The organism is Collinsella aerofaciens, assembly GCF_005845035.1.
Classification (GTDB): Bacteria; Actinomycetota; Coriobacteriia; order Coriobacteriales; family Coriobacteriaceae; genus Collinsella; species Collinsella aerofaciens_I.
In genome coordinates this window covers 1-19,052 of record NZ_SPFO01000016.1, presented here as the reverse complement: position 1 = coordinate 19,052, position 19,052 = coordinate 1, and the positions used below count along the sequence as shown (strand labels likewise).

The 19,052-nt window shown below is 58.2% G+C and carries 19 protein-coding genes and 1 pseudogene; 7 read left to right on the top strand and 13 right to left on the bottom strand.

What is annotated here, in order from left to right:
• Positions 1–263: 263 nt before the first annotated feature.
• On the bottom strand, positions 264–584 hold the full coding sequence (locus tag FGQ67_RS07680; protein WP_138341112.1) for a hypothetical protein: 321 nt from the start codon (positions 582–584) through the stop codon (positions 264–266).
• A 334-nt stretch (positions 585–918) separates the two neighbouring features.
• Here FGQ67_RS07680 and FGQ67_RS07675 point away from each other — a divergent pair, with 334 nt between their 5' ends.
• From FGQ67_RS07675 to FGQ67_RS07660, 4 genes are all read left to right on the top strand, one after another.
• Positions 919–1,542, top strand: coding sequence for a flavodoxin family protein (locus FGQ67_RS07675; protein ID WP_138341110.1), 624 nt, complete (start codon positions 919–921; stop codon positions 1,540–1,542).
• A 181-nt stretch (positions 1,543–1,723) separates the two neighbouring features.
• On the top strand, positions 1,724–2,062 hold the full coding sequence (locus FGQ67_RS07670; protein ID WP_138341108.1) for an arsenate reductase family protein: 339 nt from the start codon (positions 1,724–1,726) through the stop codon (positions 2,060–2,062).
• Positions 2,063–2,148: 86 nt separating this feature from the next.
• On the top strand, positions 2,149–3,279 hold the full coding sequence (locus FGQ67_RS07665; RefSeq protein WP_138341106.1) for a GTP-binding protein: 1,131 nt from the start codon (positions 2,149–2,151) through the stop codon (positions 3,277–3,279).
• Positions 3,280–3,374: 95 nt separating this feature from the next.
• Complete coding sequence (locus FGQ67_RS07660) at positions 3,375–3,977, top strand: tRNA (cytidine(34)-2'-O)-methyltransferase (RefSeq protein WP_138341104.1); 603 nt, start codon at positions 3,375–3,377, stop codon at positions 3,975–3,977.
• A gap of 12 nt (positions 3,978–3,989) precedes the next feature.
• Here FGQ67_RS07660 and FGQ67_RS07655 read toward each other — a convergent pair.
• The 5 genes and pseudogenes from FGQ67_RS07655 to FGQ67_RS07635 all read right to left on the bottom strand — a co-directional run.
• Positions 3,990–4,169 (bottom strand): annotated as a pseudogene (locus tag FGQ67_RS07655) (hypothetical protein); the annotation flags it as partial.
• 146 nt (positions 4,170–4,315) lie between these two features.
• Entirely contained in the window at positions 4,316–5,704 is a 1,389-nt protein-coding gene (locus FGQ67_RS07650) for an EcsC family protein (RefSeq protein ID WP_138341102.1), read from the bottom strand.
• 11 nt (positions 5,705–5,715) lie between these two features.
• Positions 5,716–6,360 (bottom strand): DUF4230 domain-containing protein, encoded by a 645-nt coding sequence (locus FGQ67_RS07645; protein ID WP_171025256.1) that lies wholly within the window; start codon positions 6,358–6,360, stop codon positions 5,716–5,718.
• A 144-nt stretch (positions 6,361–6,504) separates the two neighbouring features.
• A complete protein-coding gene (locus FGQ67_RS07640; protein WP_171025255.1) occupies positions 6,505–7,299 on the bottom strand; it encodes an FxLYD domain-containing protein in 795 nt (264 codons plus the stop codon).
• Between the two features lie 180 nt (positions 7,300–7,479).
• Positions 7,480–8,115: a recombinase family protein gene (locus FGQ67_RS07635; RefSeq protein WP_138341097.1), complete on the bottom strand. Its 636-nt coding sequence runs from the start codon at positions 8,113–8,115 to the stop codon at positions 7,480–7,482.
• Between the two features lie 237 nt (positions 8,116–8,352).
• Here FGQ67_RS07635 and FGQ67_RS07630 point away from each other — a divergent pair, with 237 nt between their 5' ends.
• Positions 8,353–9,453: an AAA family ATPase gene (locus FGQ67_RS07630; protein WP_138341095.1), complete on the top strand. Its 1,101-nt coding sequence runs from the start codon at positions 8,353–8,355 to the stop codon at positions 9,451–9,453.
• 40 nt (positions 9,454–9,493) lie between these two features.
• On the opposite strand, the gene FGQ67_RS07625 is transcribed toward FGQ67_RS07630, so the two are convergent.
• The 4 genes from FGQ67_RS07625 to FGQ67_RS07610 form a co-directional block, all read right to left on the bottom strand.
• The gene (locus FGQ67_RS07625) at positions 9,494–12,007 is read right to left on the bottom strand and encodes an excinuclease ABC subunit UvrA (protein ID WP_171025254.1); all 2,514 of its coding nucleotides are present in this window, start codon (positions 12,005–12,007) and stop codon (positions 9,494–9,496) included.
• Positions 12,000–13,118 (bottom strand): AAA family ATPase, encoded by a 1,119-nt coding sequence (locus FGQ67_RS07620; RefSeq protein ID WP_138341094.1) that lies wholly within the window; start codon positions 13,116–13,118, stop codon positions 12,000–12,002. The genes FGQ67_RS07625 and FGQ67_RS07620 overlap by 8 nt, the downstream gene beginning before the upstream one ends.
• Positions 13,119–13,211: 93 nt before the next feature.
• Positions 13,212–15,215 (bottom strand): GTP-binding protein, encoded by a 2,004-nt coding sequence (locus FGQ67_RS07615; RefSeq protein ID WP_138341091.1) that lies wholly within the window; start codon positions 15,213–15,215, stop codon positions 13,212–13,214.
• Between the two features lie 253 nt (positions 15,216–15,468).
• Entirely contained in the window at positions 15,469–15,957 is a 489-nt protein-coding gene (locus FGQ67_RS07610) for a GNAT family N-acetyltransferase (RefSeq protein ID WP_138341089.1), read from the bottom strand.
• Between the two features lie 125 nt (positions 15,958–16,082).
• Here FGQ67_RS07610 and FGQ67_RS07605 point away from each other — a divergent pair, with 125 nt between their 5' ends.
• On the top strand, positions 16,083–16,331 hold the full coding sequence (locus tag FGQ67_RS07605) for a hypothetical protein (protein ID WP_225093295.1): 249 nt from the start codon (positions 16,083–16,085) through the stop codon (positions 16,329–16,331).
• 48 nt (positions 16,332–16,379) lie between these two features.
• Here FGQ67_RS07605 and FGQ67_RS07600 read toward each other — a convergent pair whose 3' ends face one another.
• Both FGQ67_RS07600 and FGQ67_RS10115 read right to left on the bottom strand, forming a co-directional pair.
• Positions 16,380–17,084, bottom strand: coding sequence for a class I SAM-dependent methyltransferase (locus FGQ67_RS07600; protein WP_138341085.1), 705 nt, complete (start codon positions 17,082–17,084; stop codon positions 16,380–16,382).
• A 63-nt stretch (positions 17,085–17,147) separates the two neighbouring features.
• Positions 17,148–17,291, bottom strand: a complete 144-nt coding sequence (locus FGQ67_RS10115; protein WP_171025253.1) for a hypothetical protein — start codon at positions 17,289–17,291, stop codon at positions 17,148–17,150.
• Between the two features lie 228 nt (positions 17,292–17,519).
• Between FGQ67_RS10115 and FGQ67_RS07595 the strand changes: the two genes are divergently transcribed.
• Positions 17,520–17,921 (top strand): hypothetical protein, encoded by a 402-nt coding sequence (locus tag FGQ67_RS07595; protein ID WP_138341083.1) that lies wholly within the window; start codon positions 17,520–17,522, stop codon positions 17,919–17,921.
• A gap of 125 nt (positions 17,922–18,046) precedes the next feature.
• On the opposite strand, the gene FGQ67_RS07590 is transcribed toward FGQ67_RS07595, so the two are convergent.
• Entirely contained in the window at positions 18,047–18,862 is an 816-nt protein-coding gene (locus FGQ67_RS07590; RefSeq protein WP_138341081.1) for a putative RNA methyltransferase, read from the bottom strand.
• Positions 18,863–19,052: the final 190 nt, after the last annotated feature.

Below are 19,052 nucleotides of genomic sequence, written 5' to 3'. Positions count from 1 at the left end.
TTTTCCAATCTCAGGCGAACACATTGAGCAAATAGGTCGTACCCACAGTTAGCCGAACACCCCTGCAGTCCCTCCCGGGGCCCGGGGGCACCGTTTTCGATACTCTTGGTTTCCTTTACCCGATGCAAATAAGTGCTCAACAACATAAAACCTATCCCCCGCCACGGATATGCCGTCGAGTAAATCTGTTAAGCCAACCCTATCAAATTCTTTTGACAATTGGCTGTATTGGTCCATTTTGTCGTCCATCCCGCTCCCGCTGGCTATCGCCTCATAAACACAAACCTAACGAGCCGCACGAACGACAAAGAGGCCAAGCTGAACAGAAGTAGAACCAAAACTTCAAAAACACTGGTATTCCAATCGCGTACCCAGCCCTCTACCGCCCACAAGAAAAACAGCAGCCCCATCCATAACGTCACAGAAGAAATCAACTTTGCGTAAGGGCGCATATCAATCCCGCTCTCCCTTTTTGTGACATCATATCCAGCAATTGAGCTGAGCCATCTTCCTCTTCTGTATTGGATTGAAAGAAGAATCAGGGCAATCGAAGTTATCAAACAGACAGCATCCTCTGTTTCCATAGAACTTCCTTTGCTTTCCGTCCTAGCTGCGCGTTCACAATCGAATCAAACCAAGTGTGAATTACTCGATAGCAACCGCCTTAGTATAAATCATAGCCTCCGCAGCAGCCCGCCTTCCAAGACCTCAAAGCTCGCCATCGAGGGCGACCCGCCCAGACCCCTTACAATCTGCTCGCACGAGGCCCCGCACTCCAACACCCTCTGGACCGTATCCCGCACGTACCTGGTGAGCGAGCCTGCCGTGGGCCCTCGGGGCCGGCATCGCGCCCCACGCCATCCACCCGCTCATGCGATAATCCTCTGCATAAGTCATCGACAGCAGAGGGAGTTTGTGATGAAGGTTCTTTTAGTCAACGGTAGCCCCAAGGCAAACGGCAACACCGCTCGCGCGCTTGCCGAAGTCGCCGAGCAATTGCATGCCGAGGGTATCGATACCGAGGTGTTCCAGCTGGGCGCCAAGCCCATTCGCGACTGCATTGGCTGTGGTCAGTGCGGCAAGCTCGATTGCCGCTGCACCTTTGACGACGACATGGTCAACGAGCTCATTGCCGCCGCCGAGCAGGCAGACGGCTTTGTCTTTGGCTCGCCCGTCTATTACGCGCACCCCAGCGGCCGCATCCTCTCGGCCCTCGACCGCGCGTTTTATGCTGGCAGCAAGGCCTTTGCGCACAAGCCGGGCGCCTCTGTCGCCGTTGCCCGCCGCGGCGGCACGTCGACCACGTTCGATGTACTCAACAAGTACTTCACCATCAACCAGATGCCCGTAGTTGCCTCCACCTACTGGAACAACGTGTTTGGCCGCGTGCCCGGCGACGCCGATGGGGATGCCGAGGGCCTTGCCACCATGCGAAACATCGGCAAAAACATGGCCTGGCTCCTGCGCTGTATCGAGGCAGGACAGGCCGCCGGTATCAACGCACCCGAGGCAGATCGCGCAACGACCAATTTCATTCGATAAACCCAGCGGTGGTCACCTCGATGTTTCGTTAATGTCAGCGAAAAGCCAGCTGATGAGGCAAGGTGCCTTGAAAGAGGAGGGCGCTGGGCTTTTGCCCGCGCCCGACGATTGAAAGGCAGATTGCCCATCAGATGGCTTTGCAGCGTCGAGGTGACCGCCGTTCGTTAGAACGGCGGAACATATGATCCAAATCTTCGGCACCAAAAAATCCTTCGATACCAAGAAGGCCCAGCGCTATTTTAAGGAGCGCCGCATTAAGGTGCAGTTTATTGACCTTAAGGAAAAGGAGATGAGCAAAGGCGAGCTCACGAGCGTGATGCAGGCGGTCGGCGGCATCGACAAGCTGCTCAACCCTAAAGCCAAGGACGAGGAGACGCTCGCGCTTATCCAGCACCTCACCCCCAGCCAGCGCTTCGACAAGCTGCTCGAGAACCAGCAGGTTCTAGCTGAGCCCATCGTGCGCAACGGCAAGAAGGCCACCGTCGGTTATTGCCCCGATGTATGGGGAGCCTGGGAGTAGCTTGTGTTATTTGCCGGCTCGTGGGTATAAGAGCAGGCGTTTGGCATAAGATTCAACTGTAAGCCATGTCTAACAAAGGAGGGCACATGCCCAACAAACCCGTGAAGATCATCATGCTTACCGGATACCTCGGTGCCGGCAAGACCACGCTGCTCAACCACATCCTCGCTAACGACGGCGGCATCCGCGCCGCCGTGATCGTCAACGATATCGGCGAGATCAACGTCGACGCCAGCCTCATCGCCGATGGCGGCCTTTCCGAGACCGACGACCTCATCCCGCTCACCAACGGCTGCATCTGCTGCACGCTTTCGGACGACCTCGCCAACCAGCTGCAGGGCATCGCCGATTCGGGCAACTTCGACTACATCATCATCGAGGCGTCGGGCATTTGCGAGCCTATCCCCATCGCCTACACCATCTCGAGCTTCTGCGACGAGGCCAAGGTGGGCGGCGAGCCCAAGCTCGCGCTCGACAACATCGTGGCCGTGGTCGACTGCGCCCGCATGTACGACGAGTTCAACGGCGGTCGCGACCTGCTGGCCGAGGATATCGACGAGGACGACATCGAAAGCCTGCTCATCCAGCAGATCGAATTCTGCTCCACGCTGATCCTCAACAAGACCGATACCGTGACGCCCGAGCAGATCGCCGAGCTCAAGGCCATCGTGCGCAGCCTGCAGAAGGACGCCGTGATTGTCGAGGCCCAAAACGGCGAGGTCCCCATGGAGGAGCTGCTCGACACCGACCGCTTCGACTTTATGCGCGCCTACAACTCCGCCGCCTGGATCGAGGCCATGGAGCATCCCGAGGAGCACGACGACCCCGAGGTGCTCGAGTACGACATCGAGACCTTTGTGTACTCGCGCCGCAAGCCGTTTGACCTGCAGAAGTTCACCAATTTTGTTGAGCAGGAGTGGCCCGACGAGGTCATCCGCGTCAAGGGTCCGCTGTGGCAGACCGGCGATCCGGACATGTGCTACATGTTTGAGCAGGCCGGCCACCAGATGCGCCTGATGGAGAACGGCCTGTTTGTCGATTCGGCGCCCGAGGGCGAGAAGCAGAAGATCATCGACGAGAACCCCGAGATCATGCAGATTTGGGACGACGAGACGGGCGACCGCATGACGAGCCTGTGCATCATCGGCCGTCACATGGACAAGGATGCGCTCATCGCCTCCCTCGATGCCTGCCTGACCGACTGGCACCGCGCCTAGGTTTATCCAAGCGGGCATTTTTCCGCCTATGTAACCGCCAAACCACCACGAAGGTGCTCTTCGTGGTGGTTTTTCGTTCTGAGCCAAGGAGATTCATGTTCAACATCGTGCTGTATGCGCCCGAGATTCCGGCCAATACGGGCAATATCGGCCGTACCTGCGTTGTCACCGGCGCCCGCCTGCATCTGGTGGAGCCGTTGGGCTTTTCGCTCGACGACAAGACGGTACGCCGCGCCGGCCTGGGCTACTGGCAAAACTTGGACGTGACGACCTATGCTGGCTGGGAGGATTTTCTTGCGCGCAACGGCCTCTCCCCTGCCGATGGTCGCCTGCATCTGCTGACCAAAAAGGCACGCCGCACCTATGCGCAGAGTACCTACCGCGATGGCGACTACTTGGTCTTTGGCAGCGAGAGCTCGGGCATTCCCGAGCCACTGCTCGCCGCGGCGCCCGCGCGCTGCGAGCGCATCCCGATGCTGCGCGATTGCGACTCGCTCGATAACGCCGAGGCTTGGGAAGCTCACGAGGAATCGCTGGGGCATACCGAGGACGGCCACGAGGCCATCCTTCAACAAGACATCTGCGGCAACTTCGTCAACCCGGACGACTACCGCATCAGCGCCCTCAACCTCTCCAACAGCGCCGCCATCGTCCTCTACGAAGCCCTGCGCCAAACAGGCTTTGCGGGGATGGAATAGGTTCTAGTGCCATTATAAGTAACGGCCGGTGATGCTTGTGGGGCACGCCGCGATGCTGGCCGGCGTACCGGCGCAGACGATCTGTCCGCCCGCGTCGCCGCCACCCGGGCCCATGTCGATCACGTAATCGGCATTACGGATAAGGTCGAGATCGTGTTCAATCACGACGACTGTGGCGCCCTTGGCAACAAGGCCACATTCGTGCCACAGCACGCGATCGCGAAGGCACTCGCCCAACCCCGAGTGTGGTCGCAACGTTCAATGACATCCGCGCCCCGACCTACACCGATTTACACCAAATGCCGCCTAGGCTCTCAGTCACCAAAGAATGCGGCCGACTATCCTTCTGCGGAGCAAATCTCAACCTCACCACCCACAGAGACAGTCTCCATACCGACAAGTATTGCAATACGCTCCTGTTTTTCAATGATGAACCGCTTATGGTAGAAGATGTTGGCATATTGCAAAACACGATTCATCTGCGAGACGTCAAACAAGGCGCCGACAACGCCGCCAAACACGGGAATGGCCTTACCGAGGGATTTTTGAGTGATATTCCTGCCAATTTGTTCGAGTACGTTTTTGAAAACACTATTCTCGAGCGACTTCTTGCCAGCATTCTCGAGTGCCTTACGTGCAGCGGCATTAGCAAGGGCGCGAATCTGCGTGACAAGCATAGCCGCGCCGCCCCGTGCCGCCATTGCCGTCCAGCCTTTCTTGACCGTCTGCTTCACACCCTCCATCTCGGCTACAAGCATCACTTTACCGATTGTGACAGCCATGCCATCAGCAGAGCCTGCCGACGGAGCCATCGCGTTTGAAAACACATCGCCCGCAATGACCATTTCAGCCGGATCCTCTTTAACGTTAAATCCGTACATCATGGCAACCGACTGCACCGCGCGATAATAGAGAAACATGCTGAATACGATATTGAAGGGCAAACCGGCAAACCCAGGAGCACCCGTCACCGCACCCTCGGTCGCCGCAAGCAGCAAGTGTCTACCGTTCTCACCTGCCGCAATCCTCGCGACGTCAAAACTGCGAAGCATGAATAACTCGTCAATCGAACGGATAGTAACGCCTTCAAGCGTAGTATTTGCGGCCTCAACAATCTGCGCCTCAGTAACGCTGTACTTGGCAGCTTGCTCCTCGATAGCCTTGAAACCATCGACGACCTGCTTCATAACCTGTGCATATAGCTCTTGTTGCTGAATCTCACTTGTAAGCTCATCGACCGCATCTCCAACGGCAGTGCGAAGATTCTCCGGTATCTTTAGCCCAGCCATATCGGTCAGCTGCTTGAGCTTTGAAGGCGCTACCATCTTTTCGTATTGCTCGGTCAATACCTCAAGCTCGGCAAGCTCTTGATTGGTCAGCAACGGATCGGGCAACACCCAATCACCGTTATCGTCAACGAGCGTCGATGGCAGGCCGAGTTGCTCTTGTCGCTTTGCGCTGTAGCGTTCATTCGCCGCGGCTGCAGTTACAGAAGCAATCCCATTTGCAAAGTCAGTAATACCTTTAAGCGCATTATCCGCCAACGGGCTAGCGGCGTCCGCCAATTCACTCGATTTCTTTTGGGTCTCCTTGACCACACCCATAATGGCGTTTTGCGCGCCATTTAATGCTCCAAACATTATGTTCTCCAGCGAAGAAGAACCGACACCGGGCTTACGCTGCTTTTCGGGCTCCGCCTCACCAAACTGTTGTCGTTTATCGGACACACCATTCACCCTTACTTAAACGTAACGTTAATATCGACATCGTCGCCGCATAGGGCTTTGACCTGTTTTTCGATCAATCCGCTGGCTCTATCATCAGATTCTTTGAGCATATCGCTCTCTTCGACCTTCTTGGTCTGCTCTTTCTTCGCCTGTTTCAACAAACCGTTCAGATCGTCCGTACTTACTTGATTCCAGTTCAGAAAACCATTGTCCTCAACATATTTCTTCAGTGTATTGGGGTCTGTTGAGAAAGAGGTAATTTCCGAGTGAGGCAATGTAACCTTTACGCTCTTGACCTCTGAGTTCTCGTCGTTCATATCAACCCGCTTGATTTCAATCTTCATTTTATCGGCATCGATCCCGATATCAGCCTTGCCGTCAATCGTTGCGACATATCGCTTAGACGTAAAGGGGTTTTCCCACCCAAGCGGATTCCCCGCTTCATCGATTGAGAGCAGCTGCGTAAAGTTATATTCGTACGTCACAAGCTTTACGACCGGCGCGATCTCCTCGCGAATCGAATCATCGGTGATCGTTGTAGGATTACGTGTCAAATACAACCAGATACACCCGGCAGTCGCCACGGCCGTAACAGCCAGCAAACCGCCAAAGATTAGCTTTTGCGTTATTGTTGTAAACAAGTTTGTTCTTGTCATCCTGCTTCGCCTTTCTTTTATGGGCCCGACTTCTCCATCATCTTCTATCGTGCACATGACGGCACGAATCATTCTGTCAACGGCTTAATGCAAAACGCGACCGTTCGGAGAAAACGGTCGCGCATTCTTTCCAATTCCCGCGAATTATTCCTTGATGCTGTAATTCGATACTGTCGGCGCGACCCTCGAAGCGTCTACCTCACTCATTACCTCAAACTTCACCTTCTCGCCAGGCGCCCAGGCGGATGTATCTGCGTAGCATTCTTCCGCCCTTACACCATCGGCATCGTAAAGAGCAACATTTAGAAAAACGTTTTCGAACGATATGTCAGAGGTGTTTTCGACGATTGCGGTGTACGTATAGAGGCCGTAGCCGTCGTCACTTTTCTCAAAGGTCGCCGATGAGAGCAGGCCGTTGATAACCTCATCATTATGCGTCTTCTCCTCCACGGTCCTACCGTTCTTGATCAGCTCGTCAAACGCATCTCGATACTCATCATCGACCGTCAAGTCATACCGATCAACCAGTTTCTTAAGCTGTGCAGATCGTGCGTCATAGGCCTTTTCCCATTCGTCGTAATACTTGGGATCCGATTCCGCATACTTCTTGACAACATCAAGCTGATTATCAAGCAAATTGAGATAGGCAATGACGTCTTCTTGCATCTTAGTGTCTTTAAATGACGCCTTTTTGAGTTCTTTGTCGTTATCGATCTCGGTTTTAATTGCCTCTTTTCGAACTTTATTAGAGCCCAGATCAGCATCCTCTCCCAGTGATTCAAGGTAATCCGGCCGCTTTTGATAGCCTTGAGCAATCACGGCCATTGCACGTTCATCGGCATAATCAGGCCCATCGTTTTTCTTCTCAACCTGTGAACAGCCGCTCAGCAGAAGTGCCCCACAGAGCACCGTCGCAAATAGCGAGATCGCCGCAGCCATCCCATAATGCCTTTTCATCTTGTCCTCCTTTAAATACAAAACACGATATCTAACCCCCTCGTCAAATAGCAGACGAATTGGCGACGCAGTGGCACTATTTGATTCAAGGGCGTGAACTGGATAAACATCGAGGGAAGGAGTGGGCCCTGTGCAATAAACTCCCCTCGTCAAAATGTCTAGCTAAAGAGGACGGGCAGACGGCGAACGGTCATATCCGTTCGCGTCCGCCCGTCTCCAACGATCAAACGTCGATGCGCTAACGTTCAAAAGCATTGCGGCCTCTTGCCTCGTAACCTCACCTCCTTCGAATGATTTGATGACATCGCGGTAGCTATCCGGACGTTCGAGCGTCGGTCTCCCAAATCTCACACCCCGCAGACGCGCCGACGCGATACCCTCCGCCTGGCGCTGCTTTATGTTTTCGCGCTCCACCTGAGCCACGTAGCTCAAAACCTGAAGCACTAGATCGGCAATAAAAGTCCCCGTAATTCCATTGGGTTGTTCGCGTGTATCAAGCAATGGCATATCGAGCACCACGATGGCAACGTGCTTGTCCGTCGTTAGGCGACGCCATTCATCGAGAACTTCACGGTAGCCGCGGCCTAATCGGTCGATACTCTTAATCACCAGAACGTCCCCTTCGCGCAGACGACGAAGAAGACGCTGGTACTGAGGACGCCTGAAGTCCTTTCCGCTCGCTTTGTCAGCGTAGATCAAATTCGTTTGGACCGGAAACCGCTCCAGCGCATCCAGTTGGCGATCCAGGTTCTGATCTGCTGACGAAACTCGAGCATACCCATAGATTCTGTTTTTCATGATTGCCCCTATCAGCCGCACGATGGCAGCTTCAGCTCATCTGAGAGCCCACTCACAATAGGGCGTGCAAATTTCGCGAATGGGTTGAACCCATTTTCGGGCTCCAACGTAAGTTATTCAAGCACCACTTCGATAACGCGCGACGCCAACCTTATGCTTTGAAATAAAATTAATCGTTTTTAACTGAAATTAACTAGAATAAAATGAAGTTAAACGGCGGTGTGAAAGGAGGGTATTGTGGAATACCTCGAAAACCCGTTTACCCCTAGCTTTGGCGAGGTTCCTGCCCATCTCGCTGGCAGACAACAGATTATTCGGGATTTGGACCGTGCCTTCTTGAGTCAGCGCAGGCGCCCAGAATTGACCTCGATCTTCTCAGGCGCGCGTGGAACCGGTAAAACCGCTCTCATGTCGTCGCTCGCGACAAGGGCGGAATCCCACGGCTGGATAGCCGTAAAGACGACCGCGCTCCCGGGAATGCTTGAGGAAATCGAGTTCGGGGCGAAACGTGCCGCAGCCCATCTCGTCGACTCGTCCAACCACTTCGAAGTCACCGGTCTCGGAATTGCACCGCTCGGCAGCATTGAGGTCAATCGCGTTCACGATGCCTCAACCTGGCGTTATCGCATGAGCGACATCATCGACCAGCTCAACGAGGCGGGCACCGGTCTGCTCGTCACGGTTGACGAGGTGGACCCGACACTCGACGAGATGATTCGGCTCGCAGCGACGTATCAGCACTTTGTGACCGATGGGAAACGCGTCGCCCTGCTCATGGCGGGACTTCCCAACAACGTCTCGACGTTGCTGAACCACAAGACGGTCTCGTTCCTTCGCCGCGCCCAACAATATCATCTGGGTCGCATTGCCGACTATGACGTACGCGAGGCCTTGATTCGCACAATCCAGGAAAACGATCGCCTGGCAGATGCTGAGGGAATCGATAGAGCCGTTCGCTCGATCTCTGGTTTTCCCTTCTTATTGCAACTTGTAGGCTACCGTGCCTGGGATCTCACAAGCGATTCGAAGGAAATCTCGTCACGCGACTTTGACCTGGGAATCAAAATCGCGCGCGACGAGATGGACGACCGAATCCTCGCGGCAACCTATCGGGAACTCACGGCAGAGGACAAGCGATTCCTCATCGCCATGCTCGATGACGAGGAAGAGTCCACCACCGCTGACCTTGTCGAACGCCTTAAGCGTTCGCCGCAGCAGGTCTCCCGCTACCGACGCCGCATGATAGATGCCGGCATCATTGGAGAACGCGGGCGCGGAATCGTCGCTTTTGAATTGCCATTCTTCCGCGACTATCTCGCCGCTCAATGCATGAAATAGGCATCAATGAGGCAAAGGGACAGTCCCTTTGTCACATTGCCTATAGGTAGCGACCGGTAATGCTCTTGGAGCAAGCTGCGATATCCGCCGACGTTCCGGCGCAGACGATTTGCCCGCCCGCGTCGCCACCGCCCGGGCCCATGTCGATCACGTAATCGGCGTTACGGATAAGATCGAGGTCGTGCTCGATCACGACAACCGTGGCGCCCTTGGCAACAAGGCCGTCAAACACGTTCAACAGCACCTGAACATCGAGCGGATGTAGTCCGATCGTGGGCTCGTCGAACACAAACACGGCGTCATCCTGCACGCGGCCCATCTCGCTCGCAAGCTTAAGGCGCTGCGCCTCGCCGCCCGAGAGCGCCGGCGTGGGCTCACCAAGCGTGAGATAACCCAATCCCAGGTCGCGCAAGGTCTGCAAGCGCGTCTGAACTTTCTTGAGTCCCAGTGTGGCGTCGATGGCCTCGTCCACGCTCATGTCCATGAGCTGCGGCAACGTAAGCAGACTCCCGTCCTTGCCCTCGCGATGGATATGCGAAGCCGCGTCTGCATAACGCGAACCACGACATGCCGGGCAGACGATCTCGACGTCGGGCAGAAACTGCACGTCGAGCGATATCGAGCCCGTGCCATCGCACGTAGGGCAGCGCAAGGCGCCAGTGTTGTAGCTAAAGGCACCCGCCTTGTAGCCGGCTGCCTTGGCCTCGGGCGTACGGGCGAAGGCGCGGCGCAGCTCATCATGGATGTCGGCATAGGTCGCCACCGTCGAGCGCACGTTGGCGCCGATAGGCGTGGCGTCAATCAGGTTGGCGCGTGCGATACCCTCGGCGTCGACCCAGCGCACATGGCTTGGCAGGCGCTCGCCAGCTGCCTGGGCTCTAAGCGCCGGAATGAGCGTCTCGAGCACCAACGTCGTCTTGCCCGAACCCGAAACGCCCGTCACCGCGACAAGACGGCCGCGCGGAATATCGACTTCGAGCGGCTTGACGGTATGGATGGCATTAGTTGCCATGCGGATGTGGCCCTGGTCGAACATTTCGTCGTCAGTCACCTGTGGGCGCAAACGCTTGGGCTCGACGCGCAAAAACGGAGCGATACGGCTGCTCTGCGATTGCTCGACCTCGTCTACCGTACCAGCGGCGATTACGCTGCCGCCGCCTGCTCCGGCAACGGGGCCCATCTCGACCAGATAGTCGACTTCCGCCAGTGCGCGCGTATCATGGTCGACAACAACCACGGTGTTGCCGTCGCCTACCAGGTCGCGCATCACGCCAACCAGGCCGTCGACATTGGCAGGATGCAAGCCGATCGAGGGCTCATCCAGCACATAAAGCACGCCCGTCGATCGGTTGCGCACCACGCGGGCGAGCTGCACACGCTGGCGCTCACCCGTGGAGAGCGTGGCACCAGCGCGGTCGAGTGAAAGGTAATCGAGACCCAGGTCGACCAGACGACGGGCCACGCTCAAAAACGAATCGCAGATATCCGCTGCCATGGGCTGCATCTCGGCCGGCAAGGACGTAGGTACCCCGCGCACCCACTCAATCGCCTCACCCAGCGTCATGGCCGCCGCTTGCGCCAGATTGATACCGCGCACCTGCGGCTGACGCGCAGCCTCGGAGAGACGCGTGCCGCTGCAGTCGCGGCATGGGCCCTCGCGCAAAAAGCGCGCCACGCGCTTAAGCCCCTTATCGTCCTTGACCTTGGCAAGCGCATTCTCAACGGTATAGACGGCGTTGTAATAGGTAAAGTCGAGCGGCGTAGCGCCCTCGCCGTTTTTGGGAACGTAGAGAATGTGTTTCTTAACCGCCGGGCCATGGAACACGATGTCGCGCTCTTGAGGCGAGAGCTGGTTAAACGGCACGTCAGTGCGCACGCCCATCTCGCCGGCCACCTGCTTCATCAGATCCCACATGAGCGTGCCCCAAGGAAGCACCGCGCCCTCGTTGATAGTCTTTGACTCGTCGGGCACCAGGCTCGCCTCGTCCACCTCGCGCATGACACCGGTTCCGCCACAGGTGGGACACGCGCCACCGCTGTTAAAGGCAAGGTCCTCGGCGCCCGGCGCGTAGAACTCGCGGCCGCACGCAGGGCACGTGAGCGACAGGCCCGCAGCTACGTTAAGGCTCGGCTCCACACGCGCCCCGCAATGCGGGCACACGTGATGGGCGCAGCGGCTAAAGAGCAGACGCAGGCTGTTGTTGAGCTCGGTCATGGTGCCAAAAGTGGAACGCACACCCGGCACGCTGGGGCGCTGATGCAATGCGAGCGCCGCCGGCACGTGCAGAACCTCGTCCACCTGGGCATGCTCGGCCTGCGTCAGGCGACGTCGAGTATAGGTGCTGAGCGCCTCCAAGTAACGACGCGAGCCCTCGGCATAAAGAACTCCCAGTGCCAGCGAACTCTTGCCCGAGCCCGACACGCCGGCAATACCCACGAGCTTTCCCAGCGGAATATCGATATCGATGTCTTTAAGGTTATGGACGCGTGCGCCGCGCACCTCAATAGCCTGCGGGCTCATCTTCTGTTCCGTCACCTTTATCACCCTACTCATGCCATATAACTCGATCGCGAACGTACGCGCCCAGCATGGGCACGGTAAACCGGACGAGGCCGTATCCGGCGGCCTCGATGACGCGCTCGCGAATCAGGCTTGCACGATATTTACTCGCCCAGCTCTGGGTGCGATCGCAACGCTCAATGATGTCCGCCATGCGCGTCGGCTTACCCTCGTCAGCAGCCATGGCCTCGATAAAGAGGCGTTGCGGACTGCGCAATCCATAATACAGGGGCGCGTCGACCGCTTCGTAGAACTCAGAGATGGCATCCGCATGGCCAGCCTCGACATCGCACCTTTCAATGACCTGCGAGTTGCGCCGGACGGCAGAGCGCCACATGTAATAGCCCACCAACTGGACCATATAGGGATGCCCCATGCTCTTGTGTGCCGCAAGGTCCGCCGTCTCCGTGTCAACGTAAAGACCAGCGTCTTTGACCGTCTGGATATATGAATCGCGCACTTTGGGCAAAGAAATCGCCCCCAGCGTACGCTGCTGGGCGCGGCGCAGAAACGTTACGCTCGGCTCTTCGAGCAAGTCATCAACCATACTGGGCAAGCCGGCAAAAACCAGCGCAAGACCGCGCTGGTCGCTATCGGGCAAGCCCGTGGCATCTTGGTCTCCAAGCACTTGCTGATAGAGAACGGCCAGCGCCGCCAGCTCCTCGATAGACGCAGACTGCGCCTCGTCAATCGCAAACAGTATGCCCTTGCCTGGCCCGAGTTTCTTGAGGCGTTCGTTGACCAGCCCTCGCAACGTCTCGCCTTTTGCTCGCGCCGCCTCAACCGACATCCGACCAAACGACGGACCGAACTCCATTGACGTCACAACGGGCTTATTCGAGCGAAGCGCCTCGGCCAAGCGGTCGCATAAGCCAAGCGAAGCGGAATCGGAAACAACCGCCCATCCGCGCTCGCTAGCCAAACGTTGCAGCTCCCGCAGGAGAACCGTTTTGCCGCAGCCGCGGTTTCCCGTAATGAGCATGAACCTGCCCGGCGCTCCAGCGCCGTTATCGAGCCCTTCCTCAAAATCTTCGATGACCGACTCGCGGCCGATGAGTACCGGGGGCCGCTTGCCAGCCGTAGGCTTAAAGGGATTTGGATTCATGTCGGCCTCCTCGGATTGGCAAACCCTGGTAATAGTTATACCAACTTATACCGAGTTATACCAACAGGATGCGATAAAGAGACTGACCCTCTATCACCTATGGCCGAAAAACTCGGCGTCCGCCGCTCGCCAGGGGCGGAAGGTGGCGGGATCGACCTTTACGTGGGCTGCGGCGGGTACGTCGTACCATTTGACCGTGTAACCGGCGCCGTGAGAGCAAAAGACCGAATCGGGCGTGTTGGGCAGATCGGCCTCGGGCTCATAGGCGGCCGCCTCGATGACGCGCTCGGCATCATGGCAAGCCGCATAGCCGGCGAACTCCAGGTACAGATGACCGCGACCACTCGTGTAGGCGGCCACCTCCAGCGCGTAATCCTGCACCTCGGATGCCGGCACACGACCCACAAGCTTCGCCCGGTCTCCCGCCATCGTCGGCGGCTCGTACTCGGCACCCATGCGTGTGGCATCCGAGAGCGCCCGGCCCACGCACTCCCCCGGCACCTCGAGTTCAAAGCGATACCACGGCTCCAACAGCACCGCCGCGCCGGCCTCACGCGCCTGCATGAGCCCCTGGCGAATCGCGCGGTACGTGGCCTGGCGAAAATCGCCGCCCTCGGTGTGTTTGGCATGCGCACGGCCGCCCGTGAGCGTAATGCGCACATCGGTGATGGGAGAGCCGGTCAGCACGCCCAGGTGATCGCGCTCCATGGCGTTGGTGAGCGCCAGACGCTGCCAGTTAAGATCGAGCTCGTCGGTCGAGGTAACGGTGCCAAACTGCACGCCCGAACCCGCCGGCAATGGCTCCAGGCGCAGATGTACCTCGGCATAGTGGCGCAGTGGCTCAAAGTGGCCCACGCCCTCGACCGGCTGCGAAATAGTCTCCTTATAGAGAATGCCGCCAGACTCAAAATCAATCGAAAGGCCAAAGCGATCGGCCAACACCCGCTGCACGACCTCGAGCTGCACGGCGCCCATCAACTGCAAATGAATCTGCTCAAGATGCGTATTCCAGCTTACGCCGAGCATAGGATCTTCGTCCGCCAACTCAGTCAGTGCTTTGAACACCGCATGGACATCGTGTTCGCCCGGAAGCACCGTATAGGTAAGGACTGGCGCAATGACGGGCGCATCGCCCGCGGGCTCCGCGCCCAGGGCGTCCCCTGGGCGAACGTGTGCAAGACCCGTCACGGCGCAGATGCCGCCAGCGGCAACTTTCTGTGCAAGCTCGTATTTCTCGCCGTTATAGATGCGCACCTGATCGATCTTTTGCTCCCATGCCTCGGCACCGGAACGTCCGCCAATCATCTGTTTTGCGTGCAGCGTGCCGCCGGTCACTTTAACCCAAGCCAAACGCTCGCCGCGATCCCCGCGGCTGACACGATAGACGCGCGCGGCAAACTCCGGGAGCCACGCCTGTTCGCGCATCAGCGCACATATGCCATCCAGCAGTTCGTCCACGCCCTGGTCCCTGAGCGCCGAGCCGGCAAAGCAGGGAAAGAGCTTGCGCTCGGCAACCATGCGCGACAGCGTTGCGACAGAAAGCTCGCCCGCTTCAAAAAACTCCTCGAGCGCCGCCTCGTCCAACGCAGCAGCGTCCTCCTGAACGGCGCCGCCCGCCAGCAGTTCGTTGGCATCCAGGCAGCCCTCGGAAAGACGCTGCCCAAGCTGTGCCAGCAAAACATCGCGGCCGGGATTCTCCAAATCGATTTTGTTGATATAGATGAACGTCGGAATGTCATAGCGCGCAAGCAGGCGCCACAGGGTTTCGGTGTGTCCCTGCACGCCATCGTTGGCACCCACAACCAAAATCGCGTAGTCGAGTGCGCGCAGCGTGCGCTCCGCCTCGGCTGAAAAATCGACATGCCCCGGCGCATCCACGAGCATGACATGGGTATCGCCGTGATCGAGCACGGCCTGCGACGAGAAGATCGTGATACCGCGCTCGCGCTCAATCGCGTCAGTGTCCAGGTGCGAATCGCCATTGTCCACGCGGCCGCGCTTGCGAATGCGGCCCGCGTTGAATAGCATGGCCTCGGCCAACGTGGTCTTGCCGGCATCGGCATGCGCCAAGATTCCAACGACCGCTTGCTTCGACATGGCTCTCCTCTTATTGCAAGCCCATCGCACGCGGCAACGGGCGTCCTCGTTCTACACTGGATGATACAATTTACGGGCCGGCGGGCGAAGCGGGCCCTATCCCCCGACCGAGCTCATCGCCCTGCGTTGCCGCGCGGCGATTTTCGTAGGTTCGCGCCTTGCGAAAGCCGGCTTGCAAAACAGCCAGCGAACGAAAATGGCCCCACCCGGGGCCATTTTCGTTCGTGCAAATTGTTGACACGCGCTCCTGCTCTTACGCCTCGCGCAGCCAGTCAAACGCCACGCGCAGGGTACCGTCGGACACATACACGATGCCGGCGCGCTCAAACCCCGCCTTGAGGCTCGCGCCCTGCATGGGCAGGTTGTCCTGATGCGTGTCGATGCGCAGGTGATCGGCACGCTCCTTGGCAAAGGCAAACATCGCAGCCGCGATACCGTGCACGGTGCCGTCGGATGCCACACGGTGCAGCACGGCGTACGGAGTGTCGCTACGCCATTGACCGTCCTCAATTACGTCATAGCACTCGTCCGGGCCCGGTAAAAAGGCAAACGTCGCCACCACGCGGCCGTCGACTTCACACACATAGCTGCCACCAGCAGCGATATCGGCAGCCAGCTGCTCGGCAGAAGGCGTGCCCTCGGGCCACTGCGTGGCGTTGCCATGCGCGCGCATAAAGGCGCGGGCCGCGTCATAGATAGCCATGACGGCGGGAATGTCGGTATCGAGGGTTTTTCTGATCATCACGCGGCGACCTCACGTTTATTGGTATCACTTTGATTGGGCAATGATACCAGCATTTGGAGAGGGGCACGAAGCAGATGGGAAGCAAAAAGCGAGCCGCCTGGTCAAAAGCTAAAAGCGAGTTTTTGAGCACTGCCACCGGCGGCGATATGAGCGACCTGTTTGCACGCGAGGACGAGCGCCGCGACGCCCTGGACGCCGAGCGCGATGAGGCCTGGCGCTACAAATCGTGCGAGCGCAAAAACCGTTACGACACGCGCGCCGAGGCCGAGGCAGTTATGGCCGACTGCGAAAGCCGCGGGCGGCGCGGTTTGGCCTGCTACAAATGCGAATACTGCGGCGGCTGGCACCTGACATCGCACCCTTGGAAATAGGCACCGCATCGGCACGGCACCGACGGAGCGCCAACCATCGCACGCAAGCTACGGGTGCGGCGGCACCAAAACATCGTAGCGAACGGCCTTGCCCGCAAGTTGATAGCTCGGCTTAACGCCGGCAAGCAGCGGCCCCTTCACCGGTCGCTTGATAACCACCTTGCGCGGATGCACCGCAAGCGCAGCTTCGACCAGCGTCTCCTCATCGGCGCACGGCTGTTCCAGATGGTGCAAGAGTTGGAACTTCTTTTTAACCGCCGCGCTCTTGGTGCGCCCGGGAAACATGGGGTCCAGATACACCACGTCGGGAGCGGCAAGCTCGCCCTGCCCGATCAGCTCAGCTGTATGGCGAAGGCCGGCAATGCTGTCCTCGCCCGCATGTAAGCGCATGCGCGACACGGCAGCCGCAAGCGCCGGATCATCTGCCGCGCGATCCAAGGCATCCTTGAGGAGCGCCGCGATCACGCAATCCTGCTCATACAGATCGACGCTAAAGCCCGCGGCCGCCAACAGCAGCGAATCCTCGCCAAAGCCTGCCGTTGCATCAATCGCCCATGGGCGCTCGATGCCTTTTGCGCGCGCAGCCTTTACCAGCAGTTCTTGCTGCAGACGGCCCTGCTTGAGCCGTGGAAGCATGCGGCCAAAATCGGCACGCAGCTCCATCGTGCCGTCGGTGAGCGTGAGGCCCTCGGACTTCCCGATCAGCTCAAGCCCCGCGGACCGAGCAACAGAAAAGGGATCGACGACGCCCATGGGTACTCCTTAACAAGCAAAACGAATACGTGAGCGCCGTTTATGTCGGCACCCAACCGTCCGCTATTGTCCCACATGCGACATGGCCCACAGCATCCCAATGCAAAGCACCGCCATCAATCCCGTGCACACAGCAGCGATCACGGAATCACTCATGCGCCTTCCCAACGACCGCGCCTCACGTACCTGCTCTGCTCCGTACATCATGGCTCCTCCTTCGGTCCAACTCTTACCATGGCCCCATCATCGCAGCGCCACGCTTACGCTGCCATCGATTTGACTTACGCCCAGCTTTCCTTTTTGAAAGGTTGGACCGTGCAGGCAAGAGACGCTTTCAAGCGCATGCACGCCGCCGTTGAACTACAATGTGCTTCACGATATGTGCCGTAACCTGGGTGCGATAGATCCACCGCGCCCGCATCGAAAGGACCAGTCATGAGCGCCGCTCGCAAGACACTCAAAATCCTTGCCCTGATTTATTTTGTTCTGGGCATCGCCAGCCTCGTCATTGGAATCGCCGGCATTGTTACCGGTAATTTTGGATCCGCTTACGGGTCGAACGCCACGCTCGCAGCTGTTGTGGTGATCGTTAAGGGACTCGTCGACCTTGCCGCAGGCGTCGCCGGTATCAAGGGCGCCAACAAGCCTTCGCAGGTGGACGGCGCGTTTAAGCTCGGCATCGTTGCCGCAATCGCCACGATTGCGCAGGCCGCGCTCACGCTTCCCGCGCTCGGCGGCAGCTCCGTCAATATCGTCGCCTTTGTCATCGTGGTCTACGACCTGTTCTTTGTTCAGCAGGCACACGCCGTTAAGGCCGAGAACAAGGACCGCCTGTAAGCGCTCGCTTCTCATAACCTCTGCAGCCAAGCAGCTAAAAAGGGCCGATCGCGCATCTCCGCGGTCGGCCCTTTACGTTTGCCCAGACAAAACCTACCAAAACAAACCTGTCCCTTTTTGGTAGGTTAGCAGTGGCGGTACTCGGCGATGATGAAGTCGATGTCGGTCTGGAGCGTGTCCAAATTTGCCAGGCGCTCTTTGTCGGCAGGGCGTGTGCGGTAGTAGTAGGGCGTCATCTGAAATACGGCTTCGATGTCGGCCTGGGTCCGAAGCGTAATGTTCGCAGACACCCGCTGCGTTCCGGCCAACTCGAGCTCGGTGGTCTTCGGCAGCTTCTCATCGTTAAGGTACGGCGTGTCGTAGAGTACCTCCTTGAGCCCAAACAGATGACGGGCGCCCGGCACCACGGTGTAGAGCGAGCCCTCTGGCGCCAGCACGCGGGCAAACTCACGCTCGTTAAAGGGAGCGAAGAGCTCGGTCACCATATCGAAGGCGCCATTAGCCACGGGGATATCCTTCATGTTGGCCACGAAGTAGGTCGCGTCGCTGCGCTTGGCGGCAAGGCGCACCATCTCTTTGCCCAGGTCGAAACCGTAAGCATCCACCCCCGGCACCGCGCCCATGGCGCTGGTGTAGTAGCCCTCGCCGCAGCAAATATCGAGCAGCGTCATGGGGCCGTTCGTAGACGCAGCACGCCCAGACACCTGCTTGCGCACCAGCTCGACCATTGCATCGCGCAACGGCGCATAGTAGCCACGGTTTAGAAAGTCACAACGGCTGCGCGCCTGCGACTTGGGATCGCCCATGGAGTCGCCGCTCTTGGACGAGCGCAGCAGATATAGATAGCCCTCGCGCGCACGGTCAAACCGGTGTCCACCCGCGCATGCAGCACCACGTTCGTCATCCACCAACGGCTCATGGCAAACAGGACACAACAACATGGCAACTCCTTAGCGCGAACAACACAACGACCACCATTGTCGCACGCCTTCCCCACCTAGTCATTGGGGACGTTCTTGAATAACCAGTCGTTTAAGAACGTCCCCAATGACTAGTGGTTGATTTCCGATCTCAGCCGAACACATTGAGCAAATAGGCCATTCCCGCAGCTAGCCGAACGCCCCCGCGGCC

What these genes read in the sequence shown, in the direction of transcription:
- FGQ67_RS07625 (WP_171025254.1), bottom strand. Translation starts at nt 12,007, where the DNA reads ATGAGTAGGGTGATAAAGGTGACGGAACAGAAGATGAGCCCGCAGGCT.
- FGQ67_RS07620 (WP_138341094.1), bottom strand. Translation starts at nt 13,118, where the DNA reads ATGAATCCAAATCCCTTTAAGCCTACGGCTGGCAAGCGGCCCCCGGTA.
- FGQ67_RS07675 (WP_138341110.1), top strand. Translation starts at nt 919, where the DNA reads ATGAAGGTTCTTTTAGTCAACGGTAGCCCCAAGGCAAACGGCAACACC.
- FGQ67_RS07640 (WP_171025255.1), bottom strand. Translation starts at nt 7,299, where the DNA reads ATGGCTGCGGCGATCTCGCTATTTGCGACGGTGCTCTGTGGGGCACTT.
- FGQ67_RS07665 (WP_138341106.1), top strand. Translation starts at nt 2,149, where the DNA reads ATGCCCAACAAACCCGTGAAGATCATCATGCTTACCGGATACCTCGGT.
- FGQ67_RS07600 (WP_138341085.1), bottom strand. Translation starts at nt 17,084, where the DNA reads ATGGGCGTCGTCGATCCCTTTTCTGTTGCTCGGTCCGCGGGGCTTGAG.
- FGQ67_RS07680 (WP_138341112.1), bottom strand. Translation starts at nt 584, where the DNA reads ATGGAAACAGAGGATGCTGTCTGTTTGATAACTTCGATTGCCCTGATT.
- FGQ67_RS07610 (WP_138341089.1), bottom strand. Translation starts at nt 15,957, where the DNA reads ATGATCAGAAAAACCCTCGATACCGACATTCCCGCCGTCATGGCTATC.
- FGQ67_RS07660 (WP_138341104.1), top strand. Translation starts at nt 3,375, where the DNA reads ATGTTCAACATCGTGCTGTATGCGCCCGAGATTCCGGCCAATACGGGC.
- FGQ67_RS07670 (WP_138341108.1), top strand. Translation starts at nt 1,724, where the DNA reads ATGATCCAAATCTTCGGCACCAAAAAATCCTTCGATACCAAGAAGGCC.
- FGQ67_RS07590 (WP_138341081.1), bottom strand. Translation starts at nt 18,862, where the DNA reads ATGTTGTTGTGTCCTGTTTGCCATGAGCCGTTGGTGGATGACGAACGT.
- FGQ67_RS07635 (WP_138341097.1), bottom strand. Translation starts at nt 8,115, where the DNA reads ATGAAAAACAGAATCTATGGGTATGCTCGAGTTTCGTCAGCAGATCAG.
- FGQ67_RS07615 (WP_138341091.1), bottom strand. Translation starts at nt 15,215, where the DNA reads ATGTCGAAGCAAGCGGTCGTTGGAATCTTGGCGCATGCCGATGCCGGC.
- FGQ67_RS10115 (WP_171025253.1), bottom strand. Translation starts at nt 17,291, where the DNA reads ATGATGTACGGAGCAGAGCAGGTACGTGAGGCGCGGTCGTTGGGAAGG.
- FGQ67_RS07645 (WP_171025256.1), bottom strand. Translation starts at nt 6,360, where the DNA reads ATGACAAGAACAAACTTGTTTACAACAATAACGCAAAAGCTAATCTTT.
- FGQ67_RS07595 (WP_138341083.1), top strand. Translation starts at nt 17,520, where the DNA reads ATGAGCGCCGCTCGCAAGACACTCAAAATCCTTGCCCTGATTTATTTT.